This is a genomic window from Mycobacterium barrassiae, from assembly GCF_025822765.1.
Taxonomy (GTDB): Bacteria; Actinomycetota; Actinomycetes; order Mycobacteriales; family Mycobacteriaceae; genus Mycobacterium; species Mycobacterium barrassiae.
Window position 1 is genome coordinate 103044 of sequence record NZ_JACKUK010000009.1, and the last position, 26481, is coordinate 129524.

Below are 26481 nucleotides of genomic sequence, written 5' to 3' on the forward strand. Positions count from 1 at the left end.
AAGCTCGCCAAAGTCTGGGTGACCCGTCTGGTACAGGCCCGGGGCGTAGGGCGAACGCCGGGGTGATCGGTCTGTCGACGTATGCGACCAACATCCTCACACTGCTGGTCGTCGCGACCGGGACCGACTACATGGTCTTCGTGCTCGGCGTAGGACCTACGGGACAAGATCGCCAACTTCGACGACTTCTTCCGGCCGCTGCGCAACTATTTCTATTGGGACCCAAACTGTTACACCATTCCTCCACGGCGTTGCACAGCCGGCGGTGCGGCGCCGCGTTGCGACGGATGGTGGACGACGGTTGGTTCGGCGGCCACGAGGACACCATCGGTATGGAGGTGGAGTTCGATCTGGTCGACCCGTTGGGCCGACGATCCGGTGGAGTTGTTCGACGAGACCGTTCGGGACTTTCCTCCGCTGTTTCCGACAATGGAGGCCGAGGATCCCGACACCGCCCTCGAGGCGGGTTATATTCCGGGTCTGCGCGAAACGGCACCGTGTGGCGCTGGAACCGTCCGGTCTACGACGTGCAGGCCGGGCGCCCGCAGCTGCGCATCGAGAACCGGGTACTGCCCAGCGGGCCGACGCCCGTCGACATGATCGCCAACGCGGCCTACTACTACGGGCTGGTCCGCGCGCTTGCCGACACCGACCCCGCGCCTTGGGAGCAGGTGCCGTTCGCGGTGGCCGAGCGCGACCTGCACCGCGCGGCGCGTGACGGGCTGGAAGCTCAATTATCTTGGCGCGGAGTCGATCACCCGAGCGACCGGCTTACCCTCGAGGTGCTGCTGCCGGCCGCCGCAGCCGGGCTGGACGCCTGGGGTGTGGATCCCGACGACCGCGACCGCTACCTCGGTGTCATCGAAGCCCGGGTCCCGAGCGGCCGCACCGGCGCGGCCTGGCAGATCGACGTGGTGCGCCATCTGCAGGAGCGCGGGCGCGAGCGCGTCGCGGCGCTGCATGAGATGACCCGGCAGTATGTCGAGCACGCCCACACAGGCGCCCCGGTACACGAATGGCCTGTGTCATGACCGGCAGCAGCACCTTTTCGTATGGTGACCGGATGAAGAAGGCGCGAATCGTCCACATCGCCCGGCAGGTCGGGGCCCTGGCTGTCGCGGCGGTGACCGCCGCTTCGACACTCAACGGCTACCGACCGCTGGCACGTAAGGGCTACCCGTCGATCTTTTCGTTCGGCTTCGGTCTGGTGGTGAGCGAGTTCCCGCTGCAGACGCTCGCCAGCCAGCTGGGCGGGCTGGCGTTGACCGCGCGTCGGCTGAGGCGTCCGGTGGCCATCGTCGCCTGGGTGGTGGCCGGCATCTCGGCGATTGGTCTGCTGAACTTCAACCGCGCGGGTCATCAGGCCGGTGCCCCGCTACGTGAAGCGTTGGACAGCGGCCTGGGCACCGATCGACGCACAGACTCGACCGGCCTGTGGCGCCGACCCGCCGGCGCCGGTACCGCCAAGAGCCCGGGCGCTCTGCGGATGATGCGGATCTACCGCGACTACACCCACGACGCCGACATCAGCTACGGCGACTACGGCAGCGCCAATCATCTCGATATCTGGCGGCGTCCCGATCTCGACCCGGCCGGGAAAGCGCCGGTACTCTTCCAGATCCCCGGCGGCGCCTGGATCACAGGCAACAAGCGCGGCCAGGCGCACCCGTTGATGAGCCACCTCGCCGAGCTCGGCTGGGTCTGCGTGGCGGTCAATTACCGGCACAGCCCGCGCAATACGTGGCCCGACCACATCGTCGACGTCAAGCGCGCGCTGGCGTGGGTCAAGACGCACATCGCTGAATACGGCGGCGACCCCGACTTCATCGCGATCACCGGCGGGTCGGCCGGCGGGCATCTGTCGTCGCTGGCCGCGCTGACGCCCAACGATCCGCGGTTCCAGCCGGGCTTCGAGGACGTCAACACCCGGGTGCAGGCCGCGGTCCCGTTCTACGGCGTCTACGACTTCACCCGCTTCGAGGACGCAATGCATCCGTCGATGCCGGAACTGCTCGAGCAGATGGTGATCAAGCAACCGCAGCAGACGAACGTGCAGACGTATGCCGACGCGTCGCCGGTGAACTATGCACGCGCCGACGCTCCGCCGTTCTTCGTCCTGCACGGAACCAACGACTCACTGGTACCCGTCGAACAGGCCAGGGCGTTCGTGGCGAAGCTACGCGACGTCAGCACCCAGCCGGTCGTGTACGCCGAATTGCCGTTCGCCCAACACGCTTTCGACATGTTCGGCTCGGCGCGTGCCACGCACGCTGCAGTCGCGGTGGAACAGTTCCTCGCCGAGATCTATTCGGCGCGAACGTAGCCGTCGCTCCCGGCGTCCGCTTACAGCACCTTGGACAGAAACTCCTGCAGCCGAGGATGTTTGGGGTGGTCGAAGAGTTCCGCTGGCGGGGCATCCTCGACGATCTTGCCGCCGTCCATGAACAGCACGCGTGAGGCAACTTCCCGCGCGAAGCCCATTTCGTGGGTGACGACGACCATCGTCATACCGCCCGCCGCGAGTGCACGCAGGACTTCGAGCACGTCGCCGACCATCTCGGGGTCCAGCGCGCTGGTGGCCTCGTCAAACAACATGATCGACGGGTTCATCGCCAACGCTCGGGCGATCGCGACGCGCTGCTTCTGACCGCCCGACAACGTCGAAGGCTTCACGTGCGCCTTCTCTTTGAGCCCCACCTGATCCAGGAGTTCGAGCGCCTTCTTCTCCGCGGCCGCCTTGTCCATCTTCTTCGTCAGCAGCGGCGCCATGGTGACGTTGTCGATCACCGTCATGTGCGGGAAGAGGTTGAAGTGTTGGAACACCATGCCAATGTGCTGGCGGACCTTGTCGAGGTCGACCTTCTTGTCGGTCAGGTCGTATTCGTCGACAACGACCTTGCCGTCGGTGATGTCCTCCAGTTTGTTCAGGCAACGCAGGAACGTCGACTTGCCCGATCCCGAAGGGCCGATGACGCAGACCACCTCGCCCTTGCTGATCGTCGTGTCGATGCCGGTGAGAACTTCCAAGTCGCCGAAGGACTTCTTGAGTCCCTCGATGCGGATCTTCACGGTGCCTTCGGGTTCGGCGGCCGCGGCCTCCGGGACGAGTTGCGTCATTTGTTGATCCTTTTCTCGAGTCGATCCGAGAGTTTGGTCAGCGCCATGATGACGATGAAGTAGATGATGCCGATGATCAGCCACATCTGGAACGACTGGAAGTTGCGGGCGATGATGATCCGGCCCGTCTGGGTCAGTTCGGCGATGCCAATGACCGACAGGATCGAGGTGTCCTTCAAGGTGATGACGAACTGGTTGATATAGGACGGGATCATCGTTCGGACCGCTTGCGGCAGAATGACTTTGCGCATCGTCGGCAGATATCCGACGCCGAGGCTGCGGGACGCCTCCATCTGACCTTTGTCGACGGACAGGATCCCACCGCGCACGATCTCGGTCATATACGCACCCGCGTTCAGCGAAAGCGTGATGATGCCCGCGGTGAACGCCGACATCTCGAAGCCCAGCGCGGCAGGGATGCCGAAGTAGATGAAGAACGCCTGCACGAGAAGCGGTGTGCCGCGGAAGATGTCGACGAAGGTGGTGCCGATCGCGCGCAGCCAGATCGCCCGGGACACCCGCATCAGCCCGAAGATCACGCCGAGCACCAACGCGCACGCGATCGAGATGATCGTCAGGATGACGGTCATCTTCAGGCCTTCCATCAGCAACGGGAAGGTGCTCTTCAGCAGGCCGAAGAACGAGTTGTCGGTGGTTGCGGCGTCCTCGCCAAGGTAGGTGTCGAGCACTTCCTGGTAGCGGCCCGACTCCTTGAGGTTCTTCAGGCCGGCGTTGAACTTGGACAGGAGTTCGGCGTTGCGGCCCTTGTTGACGGCGAACCCGTAGCTGGCCCCCTTCTCCTTCGGCGTCACAGTTTTCAGGCCGTTGCCCTGGGTGATGCCGTAGGCGAGGACGGGGTAGTCGTCGAAGACGGCGACGGAGTTTCCGGTTTTCACCTCGTCATACATTGATGACGAGTCGGCGAAGTAGACCGTCTCGAAGCCGTACTTGTCCTTGATCGACTCGGCGAACGCGGCGCCTTCGGTGCCGTTCTTCACGGCCACCCGTTCGCCCGCAAGGTCTTCGTAGCCCTTGATGTCGTCGTTGGTCGCCAACACCGCCATCTGGACGCCGGACTCGAAATACGGGTCGGAGAAGTCGAACACCTTCTTGCGTTCGTCGGTGATCGACATGCCCGCGATGACGCCGTCAACCTGGTTGGCTTGCACCGCTTGCAGTGCCGCGTCGAAGCCCAACGGTTTGATGTCGACTTCGAAGCCCTGGTCCTTGGCGATCTCGCGGATGAGGTCCATGTCGATGCCGACGAAATTGCCCTGCTCGTCCTGGAATTCGAACGGGGCGAACGTCGTATCGGTGGCGATGACGTAGGTCTCGTCGTCTTGCGCGTGCGCGTTTGACGGGTTCAGCAGCCCGATGCCGAGCAATGTAATGAGGATCGCCGCAAACAGGACCGCCCATCGATGCGGGCCCCCTCTGTCTCTCACACACTCGACTCGCATCGTTGACCTCCCAGCGTCGGCTGTTCCCGACGCTAATGTTCCGTCGCTTTTCGCGCTGCGGATCCGGAGGGATTGTTTCCGACGCAAGCGAAAGTGAGGCATGCTCGACGCATGAAGAAACGGCACCTCGCGATCGCGGTTGCGGTGGTCTTAGCCGCGACGGCGTGCGACAGCTCCTCCGAGCCGGCAGCAACCTCCGAGGCGACGACGACGACAGCAGCCGCGACCTCGGCTGCGGCCACCACGACGTCGGACGCGCCGACGACCACGGCGGCCGCATCGTCCGCGTGCACCAGGCTCGAGGGAACGGTTGGCGAGGCGGGCCTCTGCACGGTCCACACCGAGACGCCCAACTACACGATCGACATGAGCTTCCCGGTCGACTATCCCGACCAAGAGGCGGTGGGTCAGGTCCTGAGCAGTCGACGCGACGAGTTCATCGCGCTGGTCGAGGAGCCGCCGGTGCGCGACGTACCCAAGGCGCTCGACATCAAGTCGCAGACGTTCCGGTCGGGCACCCCGACCTCGGGCACCGAGAGCCTGGTGTTCGAGATCTACAGCAGCTTCGGCGGCGCCCACCCGGTGACGAGCTACGAAGCCCTCAGTTTCGATCTCGGCAAGAAGGCGCCGATCACGTTGGACACGTTGTTCAAGCCGGGGTCCGACTTCGTCGCCGCGCTCGATCCCCTGGTGCAGGCCGAGCTGACGAAGCAGTTGCCGGGCGCGTCCGTCGGTGACAACCCAGTGGGTGCCGACATGTACCGGAACTTCGCCCTCACCGATGACGCGGTGATCTTCTTCATCAGCCAGGGCCAATGGACGATCTCGGCGGCCGGAGCGCAGAAGGTGTCGATACCGCGCTCCGAACTCGAATCCATCCTGGCCTGACCTGGGTCGATTACTGCCAAAAGACTCAATCCGCCTCGCAGCACGACGACAATGGCGGGTCGGAGGTCTCGCCATGTACCCCAATCAGGTGACTGCTGGTTTCGCCATTGTGGGCGTCGTGGTGTTGGCCTGCGTCAGCTCGGCGGGGATGGACGTGATTGCCGGTGCGTCGCCACCTGTCGTGATCGGTGAGCAGGATTCCCCGACGATCACCGTCGAGCCCGCGCCCTCCGCACCATCATCGGACTTCTCCTCCGGCGACACGGGAGCGTCGTCGTCCACGGATTTGGGTTCAGGCACACCGAGCGTCGACTCAACTGTCGGTGGCCCGGTCGCCGACTTGCCCGCTGGTGCGCCGCCGATCGATCCTGAGGCGGCACCCGTCCAGGGAGGCGGACCGCCCATTCCTGACACCCTTCCGCCTGGCGAGGGTCCGCCTGGACCACCCGGTGGTCCGGCGTCGACCGCCCCGCCGGGGACCCCGCCCGATCCGGAGGCCGGTGATGGCGGTAAACCACCTGATTGCCACCGGTTCTGGTGCCCGCACCCGCCCGTGCCACCCGTGCCGCCCGACCCGCCGGGATGGCCGTGGCCTGATCCGTTCTGGCCGAGCACATCCGATACGTGGGAGCCCGGTACGACGGTGGCCTTGCCGTCGCCGTGCGTACTCCCGCCACCCCCGAATGCACCGTCGTCACAACCGATTCAGTACGGCGGCCAGACGGTTGCGCCTGTCTTCGACGGGGGTTTGCAACAGTGGGGATTCTGGTATCTCGGCAATTGGGTGCCGATGTTCGGACCCGATTGTCCGAAGCCGGCACCATGACCTAACCGACCTGGTCAAGCCGCGACCGCCGCGCTCGATTACGGATTTGTGGTCAGCAGCCAATACCATCGCGGTCGCGATGACTGACAATGCCCTGGCCGCTGCGCCGACGACCGAACCGTCTCCACCCGGCCGGATAGCCGCGGAGGCGGGCCGGCGACGGACGTTCGCCGTGATCAGCCATCCCGACGCGGGCAAGTCGACGCTGACCGAGGCGCTGGCGCTGCATGCCCGCGCGATCACCGAGGCCGGCGCGGTCCACGGCAAGGCTGGCCGGCGGTCGACGGTGTCGGACTGGATGGAGATGGAGAAGGCCAGAGGCATCTCGATCACGTCGACGGCGTTGCAGTTCCCCTACCGCGACTGCGTCATCAACCTGCTCGACACCCCGGGCCACGCCGACTTTTCCGAGGACACCTACCGGGTTCTGACGGCGGTGGACTGCGCGGTGATGCTGATCGACGCGGCGAAAGGTCTTGAGCCGCAAACACTGAAGCTGTTCCAGGTGTGTAAGCACCGCGGGATCCCGATCATCACGGTGATCAACAAGTGGGACCGGCCCGGGCGTCATGCCCTGGAGCTGATGGACGAGATCCAGTCGCGGATCGGGTTGCGGCCCACTCCACTGACGTGGCCGGTGGGCATCGCCGGGGACTTCAAGGGAGTCTTAGATCGCCGTTCCGGTTGGTTTATTCGGTTTACCCGCACGGCGGGTGGGGCGACGGCGGCGCCGGAGGAGCACATCGCGGCTTCTGATGCTTCCGAGGCTGCGGGTGTTGACTGGGAGACCGCGGTCGAGGAGTCGGAGCTGCTGTCGGCGGACGGGTCCGATTACGAGCGTTCGACGTTCTTGAGTGGCGAAACGACGCCGACGCTGTTCACGTCGGCGGCGTTGAACTTCGGAGTGAATCAGCTGCTCGACGTTTTGGTCGACCTGGCGCCGTCGCCGAGCGGGGCGGCGGATGTCGACGGGGCATTGCGCGCGGTCGAATCGCCTTTCAGCGCTTTCGTTTTCAAGGTGCAGGCTGGAATGGATTCCGCGCACCGCGACCGGATTGCGTATGCGCGGGTGGTGTCGGGCACGTTCGAGCGCGGGGATGTCCTGACCCATGCGGCGACGGGTAAGCCGTTCGTGACGAAGTACGCGCAGTCGGTTTTCGGGCAGCAGCGGGCGACGTTGGACACGGCGTGGCCGGGTGACGTGCTCGGGTTGGCGAACGCGGCGGCGTTGCGGCCGGGTGACACGTTGTATATGGATGTGCCGGTGCAGTATCCGCCGATTCCGAGCTTCTCCCCCGAGCATTTCGCGGTGGCGCGCGGTATGGATCCGAGCAAGCACAAGCAGTTCCGGCGTGGGATCGAGCAGCTAGAGCAGGAAGGCGTGGTGCAGGTGCTGCGCTCGGACCGGCGCGGGGAGCAGGCGCCGGTGCTGGCCGCGGTGGGACCGATGCAGTTCGAGGTGGCCACGCATAGGATGGCGACCGAAATCGGGGCGCCAATCTCGTTGGAGCCGTTGCCGTATCAGGTCGCGCGCGTCGTCGACCCCGCCGACGTCGAGTTCATGAACAAGCAGGTGTCCTCGGAGGTGCTGACGCGCACCGACGGCGTGCTGCTGGTGCTGTTCTCCACGCCGTGGAGACTGGAGGGCTTCCAACGCGACAACCCCGACATCAAGCTGGGGTCGCTGGTGGCTGCAGAGGGTTAGACAGCAGCTCAAGCAATTTCGGAGCTACATGATGGGGCGCAACGTATCTGACACTCTGCGGCGGTCGGTAATCCCGACGTGCAAACGCCGCAGCGCTCTGGTCGCCCGCCTGTGCGCGACACCGAAACGACAACGCCCCGACCGTCTGTCGCGGGGCTGTGGGCGTCAGACGCGAATTATCGCGAGACCCGCGACGCCCGCGAGGGCATCGAAGTCATCGTCCTGCGTGACGACAGGCAGTTGCCTGGAAGCTGCGATGGCAGCAATCCACAGGTCATTGACGCGGACCCGTCGACCCGCCTCGGCGAGGTGGACACGAAGGAGCGCACACAGTTGAGCCGTGTCTTCGTCGATCGGCAGCACGGCCATATCGGCGACGGCGTCCAACGTGCGGAGCCGGCGCGCCCGGATCTCGGAGGTCCGAGCCGCGAGCACGCCTGCGTTCAGTTCGGCGAGGGTCACCACCGTCGTCGCTACTTCTTCTGGAATCAGCGAGGTCTCGAGTTGGCGTCCGCTCTCGTCCGCGATGAAGACCGAGGTGTCGAGGATGCCGGCTGCGGGCGGGTCCGCCGTCACAAATCGTCGAGTTCGTCGGTGGTTTCTCCGACAAGCTGCGTGAGGTCGTCACGCAAACCGGGGTCCGCCTGGCTGGTCTGAAGGCGCTGGATCACTTCCGCCTTCGATACCCATCGCCGCCGCTTCGGCTGTATGGCGGTGATCGTCGCGACGGCTCGCCCGTTGACCGTGACCGTCACCTCCTCGCCGGCTTGCACCCGACGAAGCACGCCTGCCGTGTCGTTTCGAAGTTCGCGCGATGCCACCGTCGCCATGCTACGACTGTAGCACTTCTGTAGCACTTCAGGCATCTGCATACGTGATCACCCAACTGCTTCGCGGTCGTAGAGGCCGTCAAGCAATGACGACACGTTCTTCGACTGCCATCCCCGGTCGTCAGGGGTGCGGTGACCCGACGAATTCAGCACGCGCGCGGCCGCCGCGCGAGTCACGCCGCAGCTCTCCACCAGCCAGCGCACAAAGTCTACGACGGCTCGGCGACGGTCGGCCCACGGCAATCCGGGTGAGGGAAGCTTTGGCGGCCAATCATTGTCGTGTGGGGCTGCCGACGTGGCGTTCGCCGCCTGCTCGACAACTTTTTCGAGGCTTTCCACCCCGGCAGCGGCCAGTGCCGCACGGTCGAGCGCGTCGACGGCCTGTACCTCACACCGCAGCGCGTGGTCGATTTCGTTAATGCCGCCGGTGTCCGGGACCGGCCACAGGTCGTGACCCACCAACAAGTCAAGACCGTGCCGTTGCAGCACCAGGGCGAGCCTGCGGTAGTGCTGCTCGCGACCCAGATCCGATAGCGCATTGGGCATCCATACTGGCCGTCGAACGGAGACCGCGCGGGCCACCGCTGCGACAACCGCTTCAACCTCGGTCAGGTCGTCGTAAGAGGCGGGCGCGCCCGAGTCGAACGCGAACATTGCGACGATGCTTGCGGAGCGCATCGCCGCGCGCGCCGTCAATTGTTCACAGCTGCGGATGGTTTGGTCGTTTCCGAGCACGACGACCTCAGGCACGGTCGGGTTGTGAGGTCGAACCATGGCGAGCTCCTTGCGCACGAGATACCGGAGCGGGTGCAAGCTACGGCATCGGTGAAGTTGATTCGACGGTATCGAGAGCTACTGACAACTCTGTTCGACGGCGCTCTGGTTGCCCGCCATTGCGCGACAGCGGAGCGACAACGGCTGGCGCGCAGTCCTGGTGCCGGTCAGCGGCTCTGTGATCGCCGTTTTGTGTCGGATGTGCGTCCGATCATGGCGCACATGGGGGATGACTGGTTTGCGAATCTGACGGGCTTCCGTGAGGACGGCTACGACTCGACGCGGAAGCGGCTCTTCGTCGATGGTGATGAGTTGATCTCGACCGTCAATGACAGCCGTTTCGGCGTTGGCAAGCTCGAAGTGCCGACGTTGGACAACTGCGCAACCGAGTGCAGATGCCGACCAACAAGCGCAGCACGGTGCAGTGTGTTGTCGGCGAACCGCGAACGATGCACGCCGATCCGGGTCACGGCCAAGTGCACCCGTCGTCACAAGCGATCGCGGAGCGATTCAGTGGCTGAAAGCACGCGGTGGCGGCACGATGCAGTACTCCACGCGTGGTGGGTGGAGCCGGGACTCCCTCTGGCGGGGGAATATCCGAGCTCGCCGGAACCCGGAAGCGCGGTGCAGAAGATAGGACTTCTTGTCGATGCGGGAATCGACTCGATCGTCGATCTGACTACGCCCGCAGACAGACTCGATTCGTACCTAGCGCCTCTGCAGGCGGCCAGCAGGAGAGCAGGTCGCGAGATCGCGCACCACAGCTGTCTCCCCATGCCCGGGCTCCATGGTGGGTGTCGTCCACCGCATCGACGAGACGCTCGGCCCCGGCCCTTGAGGCATTGAAAGCCAAGAAATGTGCGCGAGGAGTGGTCTCTAGATACCACTCGTCAAAATCACGTGAGCCCATCGTCGGAGTATCCGCATCCGAGTCACCGATGCACACCGGCGACAGGATGATTGCCGCCGGCCTGAGAAGACAACGCGCCGTCCCGTGCCACTCACCGCATCGACTCCGATGTATCAACCGACACGGCACGGATAACGTCCAACCACGTCACGACGACCGGCGCCCCGCTTGGGGTCCCACGCGTCAGGAGCCTGACATTGATCGACGCGGACCACGCGGGCAGTTCTTCGACGAACTCGACGTCTGCCACAAAATAGATATCACCGCGCGGATTGGGGTAACCAGTCGCCATCAAGTCGGCCGCAGTCGATGGGCGCCAACGTAGTACCTTCCCAGCGCCGGCCACCTGTAAGAGATTGTTCCGGCGCTCGTACAGCAGAAGTAGCTTCGCACCGAGCTCTCGCCCTCCGATCTCAACGGCGCCAGTTCGATCGCCAGCACGAATGTTGTACTGCCTCAAGCGTTCTATCCATTCACGATGAGCGGGATCTCGGACAAATCCGAGAAGCACATCCGTGTCCGCGGGAGGTTCGTCCAGGAAGTCCGTGATCAGTAATGAACTGGGCGTGGGCTCACCAGGTCGATGCACGGTCGCGGTCCAGAAACGATGCCGTTCATCGCGCGTGACCTGATTGGCGACATGTGTTAGCACATCGTTCAGGAATTGGTCTAGGGCCCGCGAAGACGATGGCAGGCCATCACTGCTCGGCCTCAGCGGAAAGGCGCCCAATCCAGGCAATAGCTCTTTGAAGCCGGGATGTCGTCGAATGTTCATGATTTCTGATCCCGGGTACAACACGTACGCTCCGGCCGTCCGCGAGATCGCGTCTCGATAGGCGTGCATCTTGAGCAAGTCGTCCCGCTTCGCATTGCCAGACGTGATCGACCCGTCGTAGGGCTCGTCCGATTCAGGTGCTGATTTCATCTGTGCGACGAGATTTTCGACACGGTATTTCGCATCGAAGTGCAGCCAAACTTCCAGCTCCTGAGCGGAGACCTGCGAGGGCGTGCTGCCTTCCGGTTGTATGCGCACCGAGCAGTCGGGGCGCATCGCCCGGCTCCACGATCCCCGTCGATCATCATTTGCCGCAAAGGTTCGATTGAAGAACACTTCGATGCTCAGTGGCCGTCCTGCTCGTCGAATCGACCACGACAATTTCGACTTCTCGCCTGACTGCATTGTTATGCAGGTGCCGTCGCTTGCGACAGCGAAGGCACGCGCCGTTCGGTCCTCCCCGCACACGCGCCCTAGCGAATCCACGACCGCAAGGAAGCACCAAAACTCGTAGAGTGTTGCGATGTTGCGTTGCGAGGCCGCGAAAACATCGGTCATGTCCACGCGATTAAACCTCAGGGTGGGGGCCGATTCAGTCATCGCAAACGTCCGAAATAGTTCGCGATATCCGGCGCGTTTGAGCAACACCTGATCCGAAGTTGGCATTCTCCGTAGTGCACTTACCTCTTGGAAGATGGGGTGCGCCAGGTATTCGTCCAGTTGAGCCCCGACGTCAGCAGCGATTTGCAGACCGCGACGCTGCGGCCCGGGTTCGATCTTCACGGAGGACGAGCTCAGCCTGTCGAACAGCTCTAACGCGACGACTCGCCATCGCTGCAATGCGAATTTGACGAATTGGTTCGCCGAGTTGTCGAGGCTGGCTTCGGCACGATCACGGATGAGCGCAGCAGGAAGCGATTTAAGCGCGGCAGGACCACCTGCCCACGGCACCCGCCGACCGGGCACGCACACTGCTCGGCGGAAGGCGGACCCCGCGGGGAAAGGCGATCCAATCGGACGAACCTCTGTCTCAGAAACCCATGTGCGGTATGGCTGCGAGGTCACATGCGCAATCGCGGCCTCGAAGGCCGGATCCTGCAGGTACGCAGCAACCATCGCGAAGCGAAGGTATAGCAGTTCGGAGGGCATCTCACTTGGCGCAAGATCAATCAAGCTTGGCGCGAACCCCTGCAGCACTGCCTCGGCAGCGAACGCCGAGATGTCAGTGAGCATTTGGCGGTACTCGGTCTCGTGCTCAAGTTTGACGGCGAGTACCTCTACCTCGGTCGTCGCACTTTGGCGCGTGGTACGGTCAACGACCTGAATCCGGAGACGTCCAACGGATTGACCAGGCCGTAACCGCCCCCGCTTGCAACTCGCATCATCTGGATCGAACAACTCGCGCGGCTCAACATCCACATCCGTTGCACCGGTGAATATTTCGTAATGGTAGATCCACGCTTCGCGCAGCGCGGCATCACTCGTAGCGTAAAACGTGCTGTCCTGCCGACCGGGAAGATTAGCGATCAACAACTGACCGACATCCTGGCCTTCGTCATCTCGAAGCGGCAACCGCATGGGTCCCTGGGGCATGGCTATTCAGCGAAACTGACGAATTGATTCGCACGCACGGACTCGATCATGCGGACAATCTTGTGATGTGTAACGGGCAGCCGCGGCACCGTACCGGGTCCCTCGGCTAGCGCCTTCAGCTCGTTGAGCACCGGCTCAATCCTCCGCCGCGAGCCGTGAATCTTCGGCAGAACTTTCTGCATCATGGCGAGGTCGAGCGCGGTATGACCATCGGTGTCACCCGTCGCTGCGAAGAAGGAACAAAACCGGACGATCTCGTAGAGCGTTCGGTGTCCGAACTCTTGATTTGCCCGCGCCAAAATCGCATGCGCATCTCGAAGCGTCGATACGATTTCATCGCGGGCCGGGTGAGGATGTTCTCCTTGCCAGTCATCGCGCTCCGCAAGCGATGCGAAGGCGCGCACTCGCCGGTCCTCCCCCGCGCGCACAGCGCTTGGCCGCTGGAGCTCCGCGTCGAGTTCGTCCGCAGTCACCCGAAATTCGAAGGTGAAGGCCCTGTCGAGAACTTTTGGCGAGAACATATAGGTCGTCTCATCCACATTTACTGTGCCGACCACGAAAAGGTTTCGCGGCAACGGGAGCCTTTGCGCCTCTACGTCACGCAGAACCCACTGGCGAGCATGTTCTTCGAAGACTAGATCCGGCAAGACCGGACGTCGTGATTCAACCCCGGAAAGAAAGTCCGAGAAGTACCGCTCGACGTGCGCCAAGTTCATTTCGTCCAGGATCAGCAAGTAGGGGTGCCCTGGATCGTTCGCCGCGCGAAGAACAAACTCGAACGCTTCCGGGACATACCACACCGGCGCCCCGGAAGCCGATCTACGGAGCGCATCCTCGTACCCGAAAATCGATTCCGGCCCTGTCCAGTCAGGCCGCACGGGCACGACGACGTGGCGATGACGCCCATGTTCATCGGTGCCGAACCACTCGCCGAGTCTCATCGCGAGCTGAGTCTTACCCGAGCCCGCCAGCCCCGTCAGGATCGCGAACGGTTTTGCAAGAAGACTGCTCAAGAACGATCGAACGAGGTTGGAGCCCTCTGGAAAGCGGAGTCCTGAGGCATTCACCGCGTCGGCAAAGTCACGATAAAGTTCAGCCGGCGTTGGAACCTCCGACGATGTTGGACCTGAACTTGCAGCGGATGGGACGGAAGGAAGGTGCGCCGCGAGCTCGGGAAAGCGCTGAGCCAGTTCTCTCACGAACGCGTCCTGGAGGCGAACAAGATAGACCTGCTGGACGGATCCGGTGACTGTGAACGGCGAACCCTGTTTGATCCGCGCGCCCTCGTCGATGGCACCAAGTGCAACCGGTTCGTTCAGCTCCTCATATTGCGTCTCGACTAGCCGTCCCGCTTCCTCCCAGGCTTGGTCGCCGAGCGGATTCGGCGCCGGCTTCGCTGCTGCACTTACATGGCTCGCGGCTCGCAACGAGCCATTGCTGTAATGCAGAACAACGTCACCCTCGCGAACCGCATCCATAGTGTCCCAGTGGTATTGAGGACGGCCCGCCTTACTGCGCATCGGTGCCCAAAGGAAACCGCCATCGCGCTCCTTCGTGTATGTGGCGCCTTGGTTGACCCACCAGACCGAGACCTGCGGCTCAAGGAAAGTGGCTCCTTCGTCCGTTAGGTCACCGTTCCTATCGATGAGCCCGCTCGCGATGAGGAGTTCTCGGTAGCGGGCACCCTGCGATTCGAAGGTCCGGTCTGCTTGCCACTGATCGGTGTTTGCATGTTCAGCCAGCGCGCGCCCCAGCTCGTAACTAGAGAACCCGGTGGGCAGATCACGCGCAACCTCAAGAGCCATCCGGACGTCCTCCGCCAGCGGAGCCGTGCCCGTTAATAGCCGGTCACGAAGCACTCTCGCCTGCATTTCATTGACCACCCACGGATTTGAACAGTCGATATTCTGCGCGTAGGTGTGTCCCGTTTCAGTGAGCTCCCACCGCCCGTCGTTCTCCATCGCGAGACCGAGCAACGCCGCGAACCGAAGAAAATCACTTGCCCGCCGCTCCGGATTCTTGTGGAGACCGTCAGACTTGAAGTGTTGCTCCGGGTCGTCTCCGAGCAGTTGCTCCACCGTGGCCGGGCCAAGTTCACGAAGGCGGGCAAGCAGCAGGTTGCCGTAGCTGAACTTGAGGGTCGGGATCGACTGCACGCTGTCAGGCTAGTTCGGTACGCCGGCGGCTCGCAGCGAACCAGACTGCATCGCGTCAAGCCACGCCGCGCCTACCCATCGACACATGAACCCGTAAGCCTCAGAATTCACACCAGCCTCAGGCCAACGCGACACACCACAATCCCTCAACCGCAATGCGATTCCACTGACGTCGCCAAACGCCGGCCTCACGAAATTCCCCACCGACACGACCCGTCGCCACACCGGACATGTCGTCCCCGTGCCCTATGTTGAGGCCTCCGGACGAACTCAACTAGATAGAGGAACGGGTGGACGACAACGCGGCAGCCGCTGACCTGCTCGAGCTCAACCGCGACCTGCAGGGCTCCCGCGCCATCCGCCTGCTCGCCGCCACCAACCTCAGCCTCTACGCGACCCTCATGGAGCGCCACCTCTCCGACGGTGCCGTCCCCGAGACCGAACTCGTCATCCACCTCGAACGCGACCTCGCCGACCTCGACGACCCCCAGTCCGGCCTCGCCCTCATCAAATCCTGGGCCGCCCAGGGCTGGCTGCACCGCATCGTCGACGAACGCCACGGCACCAACGTCTGCTATCTCACCCAGGACGCCCGCCGGGCACTCGATTTCCTACGAGGTATGCGCCGCCAGGACACCATCGCCACCGGCGGCTCCATCACCGGCATCGCCGCCCGCCTCAAGCAAGTCGCCCTACGCGTCGACCACGACCCCGCCCGCATCCGCAAGCACATCGAAGCCGAAATCGCCGTCCTCCACGAGGAACTCGACCAACTCGACGCCGGCCAACGCCCCCAACCCGACGTCACCGACTGCTACGACGAAGCCCGCGCCATCGCCCTGCAAATGGAACGTCTCATCACCGACATCGGCCAATACGGCACCATGATCGAGCAGGCCACCGCGGCGCTGGACGAGCCCATCGACTCCAACACCGAGTACCGCGACCGCCAGCGCCAGATGTACTCCGACTACCAGGCCGCCTGGGACTCCCAGGGCCGCGACTCCCACCGCGCCTTCCTGCGCATGATCAACGACCCCGACCAGCGCGCCGAGTTCGAAGCCGACGTCGCCGCCGTCGCCGAAGCCCTGCCCGACCTCGACCCCGCCCTGCGCAAGGTCATGGCCGGCTTCTTCGAACTCGTCGGCCACCAGATCGATGAAGTCGAACGCATCCAGCAGCGCTGCGCCCAACGCGTCAAGCGTTTCACCGCCTTCGGCACCATGGAGCAGAGCCGGGGCATCGCCCGCCAACTCAACGAGGCCATCGGCGCTGCCCGCGCCCTGCTCAAATCCTCCTTCACCGACTCCCGCCTCGACATCGACGTCCCGCTGGCCCGCCATGCCATCAGTTCCGTTGGCGCACTGAGCTTCAAGATCGGCGACCTGTCCAACCCCAAACCCGCCAAACCCGCCGACGGCGAGGTCGACCTGTCCAGCTTCGCCGCCCTCACCACCCAGGTCGACGCCCCCGCCATGTCCGACATGCTCAACCGCGCCCTGCGCGACGGCCCCGTCGACCTCCCCGACGCCGTCGCCATGCTCGACACCGCCTACCTCGGCCACGTCATCGTGCTGTGGTCCTGGGCCCTCACCCAGCCCGACCCCAAGCCCAAAGACTCGGTCACCGTCCGCTTCAAATCCCTCGACGGCCGCGACCGCCAAATCGCCGTCCCCCGCCTGACTTTCACCGAGCCCGTCACCACCGGAGTCGCCTCCTAACCAGGAGTGCTCAGTCCACCCGGTGGGCTCTGCGGAAGCGCTCGAGGTAGGCAGGCCAGTCCCAGGTGGACAGGAACTCGGTGGTCGCCGAATTCCCGTTCTCGTACAGCGCTTCGGTGTCCTCGCGGGTGATGTCGAAGTCGAGCACACCGACATCGGTCGAATCCACCTGAATGGCACGCACCTTCACCCAGGGCAGGCTGAGGTGAGCCTGGTCGTGCCCGACCAGCATGGTGGTGATCAGGCTTTCCAACAATGACGGTGCACCCCAGCGCAGTCGGCCCAGCCCGGGAATCAGTTGTTCGACGTTGGGCGCCGGCAGGTAGGGAACCACCGTCACACCGAACGTGGGCCAGCGGGGCTCCTTGCCGTCGGGGCGGTCGAAGGAGTCGATCGGGAAGTTCGACAGCACACCGCCGTCGACCAAGGTGCACGGTTGTCCCGCAGCGTTATTCAGCGTCACCGGAGGATACAGAAACGGAATCGCCATCGAGGCCCGCACCGCGTCGGCGACAGATTGCTCGTCCGGATCCCGCCCATAGACCCGGCGGTAGTCCCACGGCAGCCGCACCAGTTGGCCGGTCGTCAGGTCGGCCACCGTGACCACCAGGCGGTACCGGCGCTCCGGCAGCAGGTGATCGTCGTCGATGGCCAAATCGCCAAAGGTGCTGACGCCCAGGTTTTTCAGCTCACCGCGTACCCACTCGTGTGCGAAATCACCGCGGTAGATACCGGTCTCGCGCAACAGCCCCCATGCCGTACCCAACAGCGGGATCCGCTCGATCGGCCCGCTGTCGGCGAACTTCCGGTACGGCACACTCAACGCGAGCTCCCGCAACTGCTCGCTGCTCAGTGGATCGCGCTGCGACGCGGCGGCCACCACCGCTCCCACCAGCGACCCCGCCGACGTGCCGGACACCCGCTCGACCTCATACCCCGCGTCCACGAGCGCGCCGACAGCTCCCACCAACCCGATGCCCTTCACCCCGCCGCCGGACAACACCAGATCCGCACGTCGAGGGCCCGAAGGGCGCATCGCAGCCATGGGCCCAGCCTGGCACGGGATGCTGAGAATCTCGTTGCCGCCGCGAAACGCAACGCGCACCAACCTGGGACGGACAAGCCGAGCGCCTGCTGGCCATCGTGATCAGCGCTGGGGCAGACTCGGGCCTGTGGCGGAGTTGATCATCGCGCGCAACCCGGATGAGGATTCCCGGCTGCCTTATCTGCTGCGGCTTCCACAGCCCGGCGGCGACCTGCTGTTTCGGACGTCGGGGACGTGGCCGCGGGTCAAGGCGCTGTACTGCCACCCGGTGAGTCTCGACGAGTGGCCCGCCGATGCGGCGATCGTCGAACGCGCCGAACTGCGGTCGTGTCAGCGCCGCGGTGGGGCCATCGATGTGATTCTGCAGCGGGCCAGAGAGAACCGCTCCCAACTGGTGTTCACCACCGCACGGGGTCGCGACGTTGTCTTCTGGCAGGCACCGCGCACCCGCAAGCAGGCGCGTCCGAACGTGCGTACCCCGACCGCACGCGCCCAGGGCATCGACGTGCTGCACATCCTGGTCGATTCACATGAGCGGTACGCCTACCAATTCCGGACCCAACAGGCCAGCACCGCTCAGCGGGCGCTGCCGTGCGGCGACTACGGTCTCGAGGTCGACGGGCAGTTGGTCGCCAGCGTGGAACGCAAATCCTTGGCCGATCTAGTGTCCAGCCTGACCAACGGCAAGCTGCGCTATCAGGTCGCCGACCTGGCCGCGTTGCCGCGCGCAGCCGTAGTTGTGGAGGACCGTTACTCAGGCGTGTTCAAGCTCGACTATGTGCGTCCCGCCGTGGTCGCCGACGGGCTGGCGGAACTGCAGATCCGCTGGCCCAACGTGGCGATCGTGTTCTGCGAGACCCGTCAGCTCGCCGAGGAATGGACCTACCGGTTCCTTGCCGCCGCGCATACCTGGGCGAGCACTGAAAGTGCTGCCCTGCAACGCATTTCGCTGGCAAAAGTCGACATCGCTCAGGCGGCCGCCGCGCCCGGACCGAGCACCGCGGAGGTCCGCGCCTGGGCGCGCACCGCCGGGCTCCCGGTACCCGACCGCGGCAAGCTTCGACCCGATATCTGGCGGGCGTGGCACGACGCCAACAACCCGCGCTGACCGCACCAAAGACACGTCAAAGACCACCCGTCGAGCGCGGTAGGCTCACGATCGTGGAGCCCGACGGCCTTGAATCCCGCGTCGAAGCGCTGGAAACACATGTGCGCGATCTTGACGGGCGGGTCCGGGCCAGCGAACACGGCGCCGCCGCAGCCCGAGTCCTTGCCGGAGCGGCCGATCGCGACGTCACACAATTCCATGGCGAGCTTCGCGACTTCCGCCAAGCAACAGTGGCGAGCTTCAACGCCATGCGCGACGACATGACAGATTTGCGCACCGAGATGCGCGCCGGTTTCACGCGCGTCGACCAACACCTGGATCTCGTCGACCGACACCTCGATCAAGTTGACAACGGCTTCACGGAGGTTCGTGGCAAGCTCGACGCCGCTGCTGCAGGCCAACAACAAATCGTGGACATTCTCCAGAGACTCATCGACGATCAGCAACGAGACCACTGAGAGCCATCACCCGCGGCGGCAGCGCAACCCCCTCGTTTTGTGCGCCGGAAGCAGCTCAAGGGGACGTGCGCGCCGAACAACATCCGCCTCATATTTCACAGCAGTACCGCCCACCGCAATGCTTTGCGTGCGCACCTATTCCGCCGACGTCGGCAAATGGTGGACCGTCGAACTTTCATCCCGACACGGCCCCTTCCGGGGCCAGACATGTCGGGCCGGTGACCTAAGTTGAGGCGTCCGACCAACTGCAGAGCGAGGAACGCACGTGACCACCGTTGAAGACGCCGACTTCACCGCGTTTTCCGAACTCCCCCAGGTTGACCAACAGACCGCCCGCCCACCCGGCGTCCGCCGGCCCCGCTTCGACGGCGACGTCTCCGAACTCCCCGACCGCGCCTGCTGGGCCCTGCAGCACCTGCTCACCCGCCGCTACCTCAGCGCTGAAGCCGACGCCGACGTCTACAGCTGGGTCGTCGAGTACCGCAAAGAACTCGCCGTCCGACTCTCCGAACTCGATCTGATCCTGCGCATCGTCGACGGCACCGACATCGCCTTCATCGAACAGGCCCGCTACGAATCCGCCAGGGGCATCAAGCTTTTACGCCGCGAACCGCTCGGCACCTACGACTCCATCCTTGCCCTGCACCTGGCCCAGATGATGCGCGCCGCCGGCGGGCAGACCGTCCTCATCAGCCGCGAGGAGATGCACAACCTGTTCTCCGGCGTCCTCAACGACACCGACCGCGACGCCGTCACCTTCGCCGCCCGCATCGACGGCGCCATCGCGCGGCTCACCGGCCTGGAGATCCTGCGCAAGAGCCGCGACGACGAGGACAGCTACACCATCTCCCCCGTCATCACCGCCATCATGACTGCCTCGGTCATCACCGAACTGCAGCAGCAGTTCGAACAGCTCCTCAACGGCGGCGCTCCCGCAGAAGACGAGACCGACCTTGACGACTGAACAGTTCCACCTGTCCCGCCTGCAGGTCATCAACTGGGGCGTCTTCGACGGCTACCACTCCATCCCGTTCAGCGCGGGCGGCGCCCTGATCGCCGGCGCCTCCGGCAGCGGTAAATCCTCACTGCTGGACGCGATTTCGCTCGGTTTCCTGCCGTTCAACCGCCGCAACTTCAACGCCTCCGGCGACAACACGGCCGCCGGCTCCAGCGCCGGCCGCCGCACCGTCGACAAGTACGTCCGCGGCGCCTGGGGCCAACGCAGCGACGGCGGCACCAGCCGCGTCATGTACCTGCGCGGCGAGGGCACCGCCTGGTCGGCCGTCGCCGTCACCTACACCAGCGACACCGGCCGCACCGTCACCGGCCTGGTGCTCAAGTGGCTGACCGGCGAATCCCGCAACGACTCGTCCAGCCGCTTCGTCCTCGGCGACGGCGACCTCGACATCGAGGACGTCTGCAACCGCTGGGCCGCCGGCCGCTTCGACACGAAAGTCTTCACCGACGACTGGCGCTTCACGACCAAGGTCGAATCGCAGTATCTCGCGCAGCTGTACGCCACCATCGGCATCCGCGCCTCCGACGCCGCACAGCAGCTGCTCGGCAAGGCCAAGTCGCTGAAAAGCGTTGGCGGACTGGAACAGTTCGTCCGCGAGTTCATGCTCGACGAACCCGACAGCCTCGCCCGGCTGCCCGAGGCGCTCAAGCAGATCGACCCGCTCGTCGAGGCCCGCGAACTGCTGGCCGTGGCCCAGAAGAAACGCAAGATCCTCGGCGACATCGAGGCCATCCAGCAGCGCTACACTTCCGAGTCCTCCGACCTCGGCATCATCGACCTCGTCGACGCGCCGATGGTGCGCGCGTTCACCGACCACGTCCGCCTCGCCCAGTGCCCGACGCAGATCGAGACGCTCGACAGCACCATCGCGCAGCTGGAGAACGAGTACGAGGACGTCACCCGCAGCCTGAATCTCGCCAAGGCCGAAGCGGATTCGCTCAACGCTCAGATCAGCGGATCCAGCGCCAACATCGCTCCGCTGCAGTCGCAGGTGACCGCCGCCGAGACCGAAGCCGAACAGGTCGAGCGCCGCCGCGCCGCCTACGACGACATGCTCGCCGCCCAGGACATCGACTCCCCCCACACCGCCGACGAGTTCTGGAACCTGCGCGAGGAACTGCTCGCCGAGGCCACCGAACTGCTCGCCAAGGTGGAGCGCAACCGCGAGGCGTCCACCGACGCCGAGTACGCGCAGAAGGCCGCCCGCATCGCCCGCGACGACGCCGCCAAGGAACTCAAGCGCGTCGAGCACGTCGGCTCCGCGCTGCCGGAGTTCGCCATCGCGATGCGCGACCACATCAGCGCGGCCATCAAGGTCGCCCCCTCCGAGCTGCCCTACATCGCCGAGCTGCTCGACCTCAAACCCGACCAGACCCGCTGGCGCACCGCCGTCGAAAAGGTCTTGAGAGGCGCGGGCCTGCGGCTGCTGGTACCCGACCAGCACTGGGAGAAGGTGCTGCGGTTCGTCAACGACACCGACATGCGCGGCCGGCTGCAGCTGCATCACGTGCGGACCAAGATGCTCGGCGCCGACCCCGTCGACCCTGAGCCGAACACGTTGGCGGGCAAGCTGTTCGCCGTCGACCCCAGGCACCCGTGTGCGGCCGAGGCTGTCGACGTCATCACCCACGCCGGCGACCACGTCTGCGTCGACACCCCCGACGTGTTCGCCCGCTACCGCCGCGCCGTCACCGACACCGGCCTGTACAAGGACTCCGACCGGCTTGCGATCAAGGACGACCGGCGGGCGGTCAAGCAGTCCGAGTACCTGTACCAGGGCGACGTCAGCGCCAAGATCAACGCGCTGACACTGGAGCTGGCCGCGGCCGAGGAGACCTACCAGAAGGCCCGCCGCGTCGCCGACGACATCGCCGCCCAGCGCCAGCAGTGGCGCGACCGCGCCGCGGCGTGCAAGGCGATCTGCGAGCAGTTCCCGCAGTGGAGTCAGATCGACACCGAGACCGCCGACGGCCACGCCGAGCGGCTGCGCGAACAGTACGAGCTGCTGCTCGCCGACAACCCCGACCTCGACGCGCTGAATGCCCGCGCCGACGAATGCTGGTCGCAGATCCAGAAATTCATGACCCGCCGCGGCGCCATCCAGACGCGCCGCGACACCCTCGACGAGCGTCGCACCCGACTGCTGGACCTGCAGGAGCGGCTGTCGCCGGCGTTCGTGTCCGAGCCGCTGACCGAACTGCTGCACCGCTACTCCGCCGCGCTGCCGATGTCGTTGGAGCTGCTCGACCCCGAGCCGTACCGCGATGCGCTGTTCACCGCGATCAAGAAGGAGCGTGAGCAGCTGCGGGAGAGCCGGCGCCGCTCCTACGACGAGCTGGCGCGCATCCTCAACACGTTCGACACGTCGTTCCCCGACGCGATCCCCAACGACAGCGAGGACTTCGACGAGCGGGTGCACGACTACGTCGCGCTGTGCAAGCACATCGACGAGCGTGAGCTGCCCGAAGCCTACGAGCGGATGATGCGGCTGGTCACCGAGCAGGCGCCCGACGCGATCCTCACGCTGCACCGCGTCGCCGAGCAGGAGGCGCGGCGCATCGCCGAGCAGATCGACCGGGTCAACAACGGCCTGGGCGCGGTGGAGTTCAACCGCGGCACCCGGCTGACGCTGCGCGCGACGCCGCGGAACCTGGCGGCGGTCGACGAGCTGACCGAGATCGTGCGGTCGATCTCGCGGCGCATCGCCGAGGTGGGGCTGGGCGACAAGCAGGCGATTCTCGACCAGTACGCCGACATCCTGCGGCTGCGCAACCGGCTGGCGTCCACCGCGCCGGAGGACAAGGCGTGGACGCGCGACGCGCTCGATGTGCGCAACCGGTTCATGTTCGACTGCGCGGAGTGGGACGTCGCCACCGACGAGCTGATCCGCACGCACAGCAATGCCGGCGACAACTCCGGCGGCGAGCAGGAGAAGCTGATGGCGTTCTGCCTCGCCGGTGCGCTGAGCTTCAACCTGGCCAGTCCCGACAGCGACGACAACACCCCGGTGTTCGCGCAGCTGATGCTCGACGAGGCGTTCTCCAAGTCCGACCCGCAGTTCGCGCAGCAGGCGCTGTCGGCGTTCCGCAAGTTCGGCTTCCAGTTGGTGATCGTGGCGACGGTGCAGAACGCGACGACCATCCAGCCCTACATCGACAGCGTGGTGATGGTGTCGAAGACGGAGGCGACGGGTCGCAATGCCCGCCCGGTGGCGACGGTGGCGACGCGGACCATCTCGGAGTTCACCTCGCTGCGGCAGGAGATGCGCAAGAGCGCGAAGGTGCCGGTCAGTGTGTGAGAGCAGCAACGACTACGAAATCCGTCGAGCCTGAGCCCCGGTTATTGACGACGGCGTAGCAACGCCGTTAGTGCGGCTGACCAAAATTGAAGCAGGAAGCCATATCTGGCAGTTCCCTGAGAAGTGCAGACTCGCTGCGGTTTTCGTACTAGTGTCAACCATGGTTGAGCTTCCAGCCCGCCGGCAGCGCCTGATGGCGCCGCGTACTGGGGTCTCACCTCGGGGACGCTGCCCGGCGATATCTGCGAAAGACGCCTTGGGGAGTGGTGCTATGACTGCGGTGGGGACCGTAGAGCTTGGTCGGCCGGATGCTGTGTCAGTGGATGAGCACCTGCGATGTGGCCGAGCGACATTTTCGGTGCGACGGCTGTCGTCGTCGCGGCTCGCCATCGCGGTGATCGGCGAACTCGACGCCCGCAACGGCCGCGCGCTCGGCCGCTTCGTTGAGCAGCACACCGGCATCTCGCGCCAACTCATTCTCGATCTGCGCGCCGTCGAGTTCGCCGGGACGCAGGCCTTCACCGCGCTCTACTACATCAGCGTGCACTGCGCCCGCAGTGACGTCGACTGGATCATCATCGGCAGCCACCCGGTGCGACGTCTGCTGTCGATCTGCGACTCCGACGGCGAACTGCCGCTCGTCGACGACCTCCCGTCGGGCCTGGACCTGCTGACCCGCTCGGCGCGCTGCCACCAGCACGTGCGGCCCACGGGCTAGCGTCCGCCCCACCCTCTCCTGCTCTGGCGTGGCTGCTTGCTGCGTGCCCAGCTAACCCCGGTCACACGCTTTCATCATTTTGTATGACGCGAGGTATGGCCGTACCTCTCGGTCCGTTGACTTCACCATCGTGAGGTCATACATTTTGAGCAACCTGTCGCATCAGCCCGAAACAGGTGGCCTATGACCGTCGACGTGCTTGCTCCCAGTGTTTTCGACGCCGGACTCCCGGCGCTGAGCTATGACGTCGAAGAAACTCCCGCCGACGTGTTCCCCCGGATTCAAGACGCCCAGGCGCAGGCGCCGATCGCCATCGGACCGTTCGGGCCCGAGATCATCTCCCACGAACTCGTCCGCGCCATCCTGCGCGACCCGCGCTTCACCATCCCGCCCGGACTGAACCTGATGATGCACGGCATCACGTCGGGTCCGCTGTGGGACAAGATCGTCACCAGCCTCCTCGGCGTCGAGGGCGAACCCCACCGCCGGCTGCGCAGCCTGGTGTCGAAGGCGTTCACGCCGCGGGCCAGCGCACGACTGCACGACACCATCGTCGACGTGCTCAACGAACTCGTCGACCGCGCGGCCGTCGACGGACGCTGCGACATCGTCACCGACATCGCCCGGCCCTACCCCGTGCCGATCATCTGTGCCCTGCTCGGCGCGCCGCGCGAGGACTGGGAGCAGTTCTCGCTGTGGGCCGACGACATCTTCACCGCGTTCACCCTCGATCTCGAGGCGGGCATCGACGAGGCGCTCGTCATGACGGCCTGGAGCGCACTCGATGACTACGTCGACGAGATGGTCGCGCGCCGGCGCCACACCCCCACCGACGATCTGTTGTCCGACCTGATCCGCGCCGAGGACGACGGTGACCGCCTCAGCGCCGCCGAACTGCGCATGCTCGCCGGCGGTCTCCTGCTCGCGGGCACCGATACCACCCGCAACCAGGTCGGCGCGTCGATCGACATCCTCCTCGACTACCCCGACCAGTGGGCGCTGCTGGCCGAGCACCCCGAGCTGGCGGCCACCGCCGTCGAGGAGACCATGCGCCACTCCCCGATCGCCTGCGGCACGCTTCGCTCGGTCACCGAGGACACGGAGTTCGCGGGCTATCTGTTCCCGGCCGGAACGGCGGTTCTCGTCAATACCTTTGCCGCCAACCGGGATACGGCCATCTACGACGACCCCTACCGCTTCGACATCACCCGCACCGAGGCCCCCGCGGTGCTGAGCTTCGGCGGCGGCATCCACTACTGCCTCGGCGCGAACCTGGCCCGACTCGAACTCGCCGAAGCCCTGCGAATCGTGACCCGCCGCATCGTCAACCCGAAGCGCACCGGGCCCGCGCCGTGGAAGCCGATGATGGGCCTGAGCGGACCGCTCACACTGCCAATCGAGTTCTCCCATGCGTAGCCGCGGCTGGTCTGGCAACGCTCCGGCGAGCGACGAAGAGGCGATCGACCGGATCCTCGACGTGGCCGACGCCATCATCGCCGAGCGCGGGTCGGCCGTTCGCATCGCCGATGTCGCCCGCACGCTCGGCGTCACCCGGCAGACGGTCTACCGCTACTTCCCCAGCTCCGAGGAGCTGTTGCTCGCCAGCGGAATGCGCACCGCGGACGGGTTTCTCGACCGGCTCGCCGAGCGCACCAGCGGACTGACCGAACCCGCCGAGGCGCTCGTCGAAGGCATCGCGTTCGCCGTCGAAACCCTCTCCGACGACCCGCAATTCGCCAACCTGTTGCGCAACGGATCCAAGAGCGGCTCGACGGTCTCGTTGACCTCCGACACCGCCCGGGCGTTCAGCCGTTCGATGCTGCACCGCTGCGACGTCGACTGGGAGAGACACGGTTTCGACGAGGACGCGCTCGACGAGCTGGCCGAGTTAGGTTTGCGGACGTTCCACTCGTTGCTCGTCGACCCCGGCGAGCCCGCCCGCGACGGTTTCGCGTTGCGCCGCTTCATCTCTCGGTGGTTGGGACCGGCGATCGTCTATCCGCGGCTGACGCAGGCGTTGGAGGCGCTGCAGCCCGTCGGTGTGCGGCCGCCGCGCAGCCGACCCACTGCCGCGTCCTGAA

The 26481-nt window shown here is 65.1% G+C and carries 21 protein-coding genes and 1 pseudogene; 14 read left to right on the forward strand and 8 right to left on the reverse strand.

The window, feature by feature from the left end; genetic code table 11:
- Positions 1–153: 153 nt before the first annotated feature.
- The 3 genes and pseudogenes from H7J93_RS29510 to H7J93_RS01295 all read left to right on the forward strand — a co-directional run.
- Positions 154–243: pseudogene (locus H7J93_RS29510) on the forward strand (hypothetical protein); the annotation flags it as partial.
- A 44-nt stretch (positions 244–287) separates the two neighbouring features.
- Positions 288–1031 carry a glutamate-cysteine ligase family protein gene (locus H7J93_RS29535; protein ID WP_504928430.1) on the forward strand — a complete coding sequence of 248 codons (744 nt, stop codon included), beginning with the start codon at positions 288–290 and terminating at the stop codon, positions 1029–1031.
- Between the two features lie 32 nt (positions 1032–1063).
- Complete coding sequence (locus H7J93_RS01295; protein WP_267304481.1) at positions 1064–2323, forward strand: alpha/beta hydrolase; 1260 nt, start codon at positions 1064–1066, stop codon at positions 2321–2323.
- A gap of 20 nt (positions 2324–2343) precedes the next feature.
- Here the strand turns inward: H7J93_RS01295 and H7J93_RS01300 are convergent, their stop codons facing one another.
- Positions 2344–3117, reverse strand: a complete 774-nt coding sequence (locus H7J93_RS01300; protein WP_267304482.1) for an amino acid ABC transporter ATP-binding protein — start codon at positions 3115–3117, stop codon at positions 2344–2346.
- Positions 3114–4577, reverse strand: a complete 1464-nt coding sequence (locus H7J93_RS01305; RefSeq protein ID WP_267304483.1) for an amino acid ABC transporter substrate-binding protein/permease — start codon at positions 4575–4577, stop codon at positions 3114–3116. Before H7J93_RS01305 ends, H7J93_RS01300 begins: the two co-directional genes overlap by 4 nt.
- A gap of 111 nt (positions 4578–4688) precedes the next feature.
- On the opposite strand from H7J93_RS01305, the gene H7J93_RS01310 reads away from it, so the two are divergent.
- The 3 genes from H7J93_RS01310 to H7J93_RS01320 all read left to right on the forward strand — a co-directional run bounded on the left by H7J93_RS01310 (position 4689) and on the right by H7J93_RS01320 (position 7996).
- The gene (locus H7J93_RS01310) at positions 4689–5465 is read left to right on the forward strand and encodes an esterase (protein ID WP_267304484.1); all 777 of its coding nucleotides are present in this window, start codon (positions 4689–4691) and stop codon (positions 5463–5465) included.
- Between the two features lie 73 nt (positions 5466–5538).
- Positions 5539–6291 (forward strand): hypothetical protein, encoded by a 753-nt coding sequence (locus H7J93_RS01315; RefSeq protein WP_267304485.1) that lies wholly within the window; start codon positions 5539–5541, stop codon positions 6289–6291.
- A 79-nt stretch (positions 6292–6370) separates the two neighbouring features.
- On the forward strand, positions 6371–7996 hold the full coding sequence (locus H7J93_RS01320; RefSeq protein WP_267304486.1) for a peptide chain release factor 3: 1626 nt from the start codon (positions 6371–6373) through the stop codon (positions 7994–7996).
- A 165-nt stretch (positions 7997–8161) separates the two neighbouring features.
- On the opposite strand, the gene H7J93_RS01325 is transcribed toward H7J93_RS01320, so the two are convergent.
- From H7J93_RS01325 to H7J93_RS01345, 5 genes are all read right to left on the reverse strand, one after another.
- On the reverse strand, positions 8162–8572 hold the full coding sequence (locus H7J93_RS01325) for a type II toxin-antitoxin system VapC family toxin (protein WP_267304487.1): 411 nt from the start codon (positions 8570–8572) through the stop codon (positions 8162–8164).
- On the reverse strand, positions 8569–8826 hold the full coding sequence (locus tag H7J93_RS01330) for a type II toxin-antitoxin system Phd/YefM family antitoxin (RefSeq protein WP_267304488.1): 258 nt from the start codon (positions 8824–8826) through the stop codon (positions 8569–8571). Before H7J93_RS01330 ends, H7J93_RS01325 begins: the two co-directional genes overlap by 4 nt.
- A gap of 48 nt (positions 8827–8874) precedes the next feature.
- Complete coding sequence (locus H7J93_RS01335) at positions 8875–9600, reverse strand: hypothetical protein (protein WP_267304489.1); 726 nt, start codon at positions 9598–9600, stop codon at positions 8875–8877.
- Positions 9601–10601: 1001 nt separating this feature from the next.
- On the reverse strand, positions 10602–12863 hold the full coding sequence (locus H7J93_RS01340; RefSeq protein ID WP_267304490.1) for a DUF2357 domain-containing protein: 2262 nt from the start codon (positions 12861–12863) through the stop codon (positions 10602–10604).
- 17 nt (positions 12864–12880) lie between these two features.
- Complete coding sequence (locus H7J93_RS01345) at positions 12881–15034, reverse strand: McrB family protein (protein ID WP_267304491.1); 2154 nt, start codon at positions 15032–15034, stop codon at positions 12881–12883.
- A gap of 290 nt (positions 15035–15324) precedes the next feature.
- Between H7J93_RS01345 and H7J93_RS01350 the strand changes: the two genes are divergently transcribed.
- Positions 15325–16755: a DUF3375 domain-containing protein gene (locus H7J93_RS01350; protein ID WP_267304492.1), complete on the forward strand. Its 1431-nt coding sequence runs from the start codon at positions 15325–15327 to the stop codon at positions 16753–16755.
- A 10-nt stretch (positions 16756–16765) separates the two neighbouring features.
- Here the strand turns inward: H7J93_RS01350 and H7J93_RS01355 are convergent, their stop codons facing one another.
- Positions 16766–17800: a patatin-like phospholipase family protein gene (locus H7J93_RS01355; RefSeq protein WP_267304493.1), complete on the reverse strand. Its 1035-nt coding sequence runs from the start codon at positions 17798–17800 to the stop codon at positions 16766–16768.
- 127 nt (positions 17801–17927) lie between these two features.
- Here H7J93_RS01355 and H7J93_RS01360 point away from each other — a divergent pair, with 127 nt between their 5' ends.
- The 7 genes from H7J93_RS01360 (at position 17928) to H7J93_RS01390 (ending at position 26480) form a co-directional block, all read left to right on the forward strand.
- Positions 17928–18908: an ERCC4 domain-containing protein gene (locus H7J93_RS01360; protein WP_267304494.1), complete on the forward strand. Its 981-nt coding sequence runs from the start codon at positions 17928–17930 to the stop codon at positions 18906–18908.
- A 53-nt stretch (positions 18909–18961) separates the two neighbouring features.
- Complete coding sequence (locus tag H7J93_RS01365; protein ID WP_267304495.1) at positions 18962–19366, forward strand: hypothetical protein; 405 nt, start codon at positions 18962–18964, stop codon at positions 19364–19366.
- A 265-nt stretch (positions 19367–19631) separates the two neighbouring features.
- Positions 19632–20330: a DUF4194 domain-containing protein gene (locus H7J93_RS01370; protein WP_267304496.1), complete on the forward strand. Its 699-nt coding sequence runs from the start codon at positions 19632–19634 to the stop codon at positions 20328–20330.
- Positions 20320–23682: an ATP-binding protein gene (locus H7J93_RS01375; protein ID WP_267304497.1), complete on the forward strand. Its 3363-nt coding sequence runs from the start codon at positions 20320–20322 to the stop codon at positions 23680–23682. Before H7J93_RS01370 ends, H7J93_RS01375 begins: the two co-directional genes overlap by 11 nt.
- Before the next feature lie 319 nt (positions 23683–24001).
- Positions 24002–24400, forward strand: coding sequence for an STAS domain-containing protein (locus H7J93_RS01380; protein WP_372507753.1), 399 nt, complete (start codon positions 24002–24004; stop codon positions 24398–24400).
- Positions 24401–24583: 183 nt separating this feature from the next.
- A complete protein-coding gene (locus H7J93_RS01385) occupies positions 24584–25816 on the forward strand; it encodes a cytochrome P450 (protein WP_267304499.1) in 1233 nt (410 codons plus the stop codon).
- Positions 25809–26480 (forward strand): TetR/AcrR family transcriptional regulator, encoded by a 672-nt coding sequence (locus H7J93_RS01390; RefSeq protein ID WP_267304500.1) that lies wholly within the window; start codon positions 25809–25811, stop codon positions 26478–26480. Before H7J93_RS01385 ends, H7J93_RS01390 begins: the two co-directional genes overlap by 8 nt.
- Position 26481: the final 1 nt, after the last annotated feature.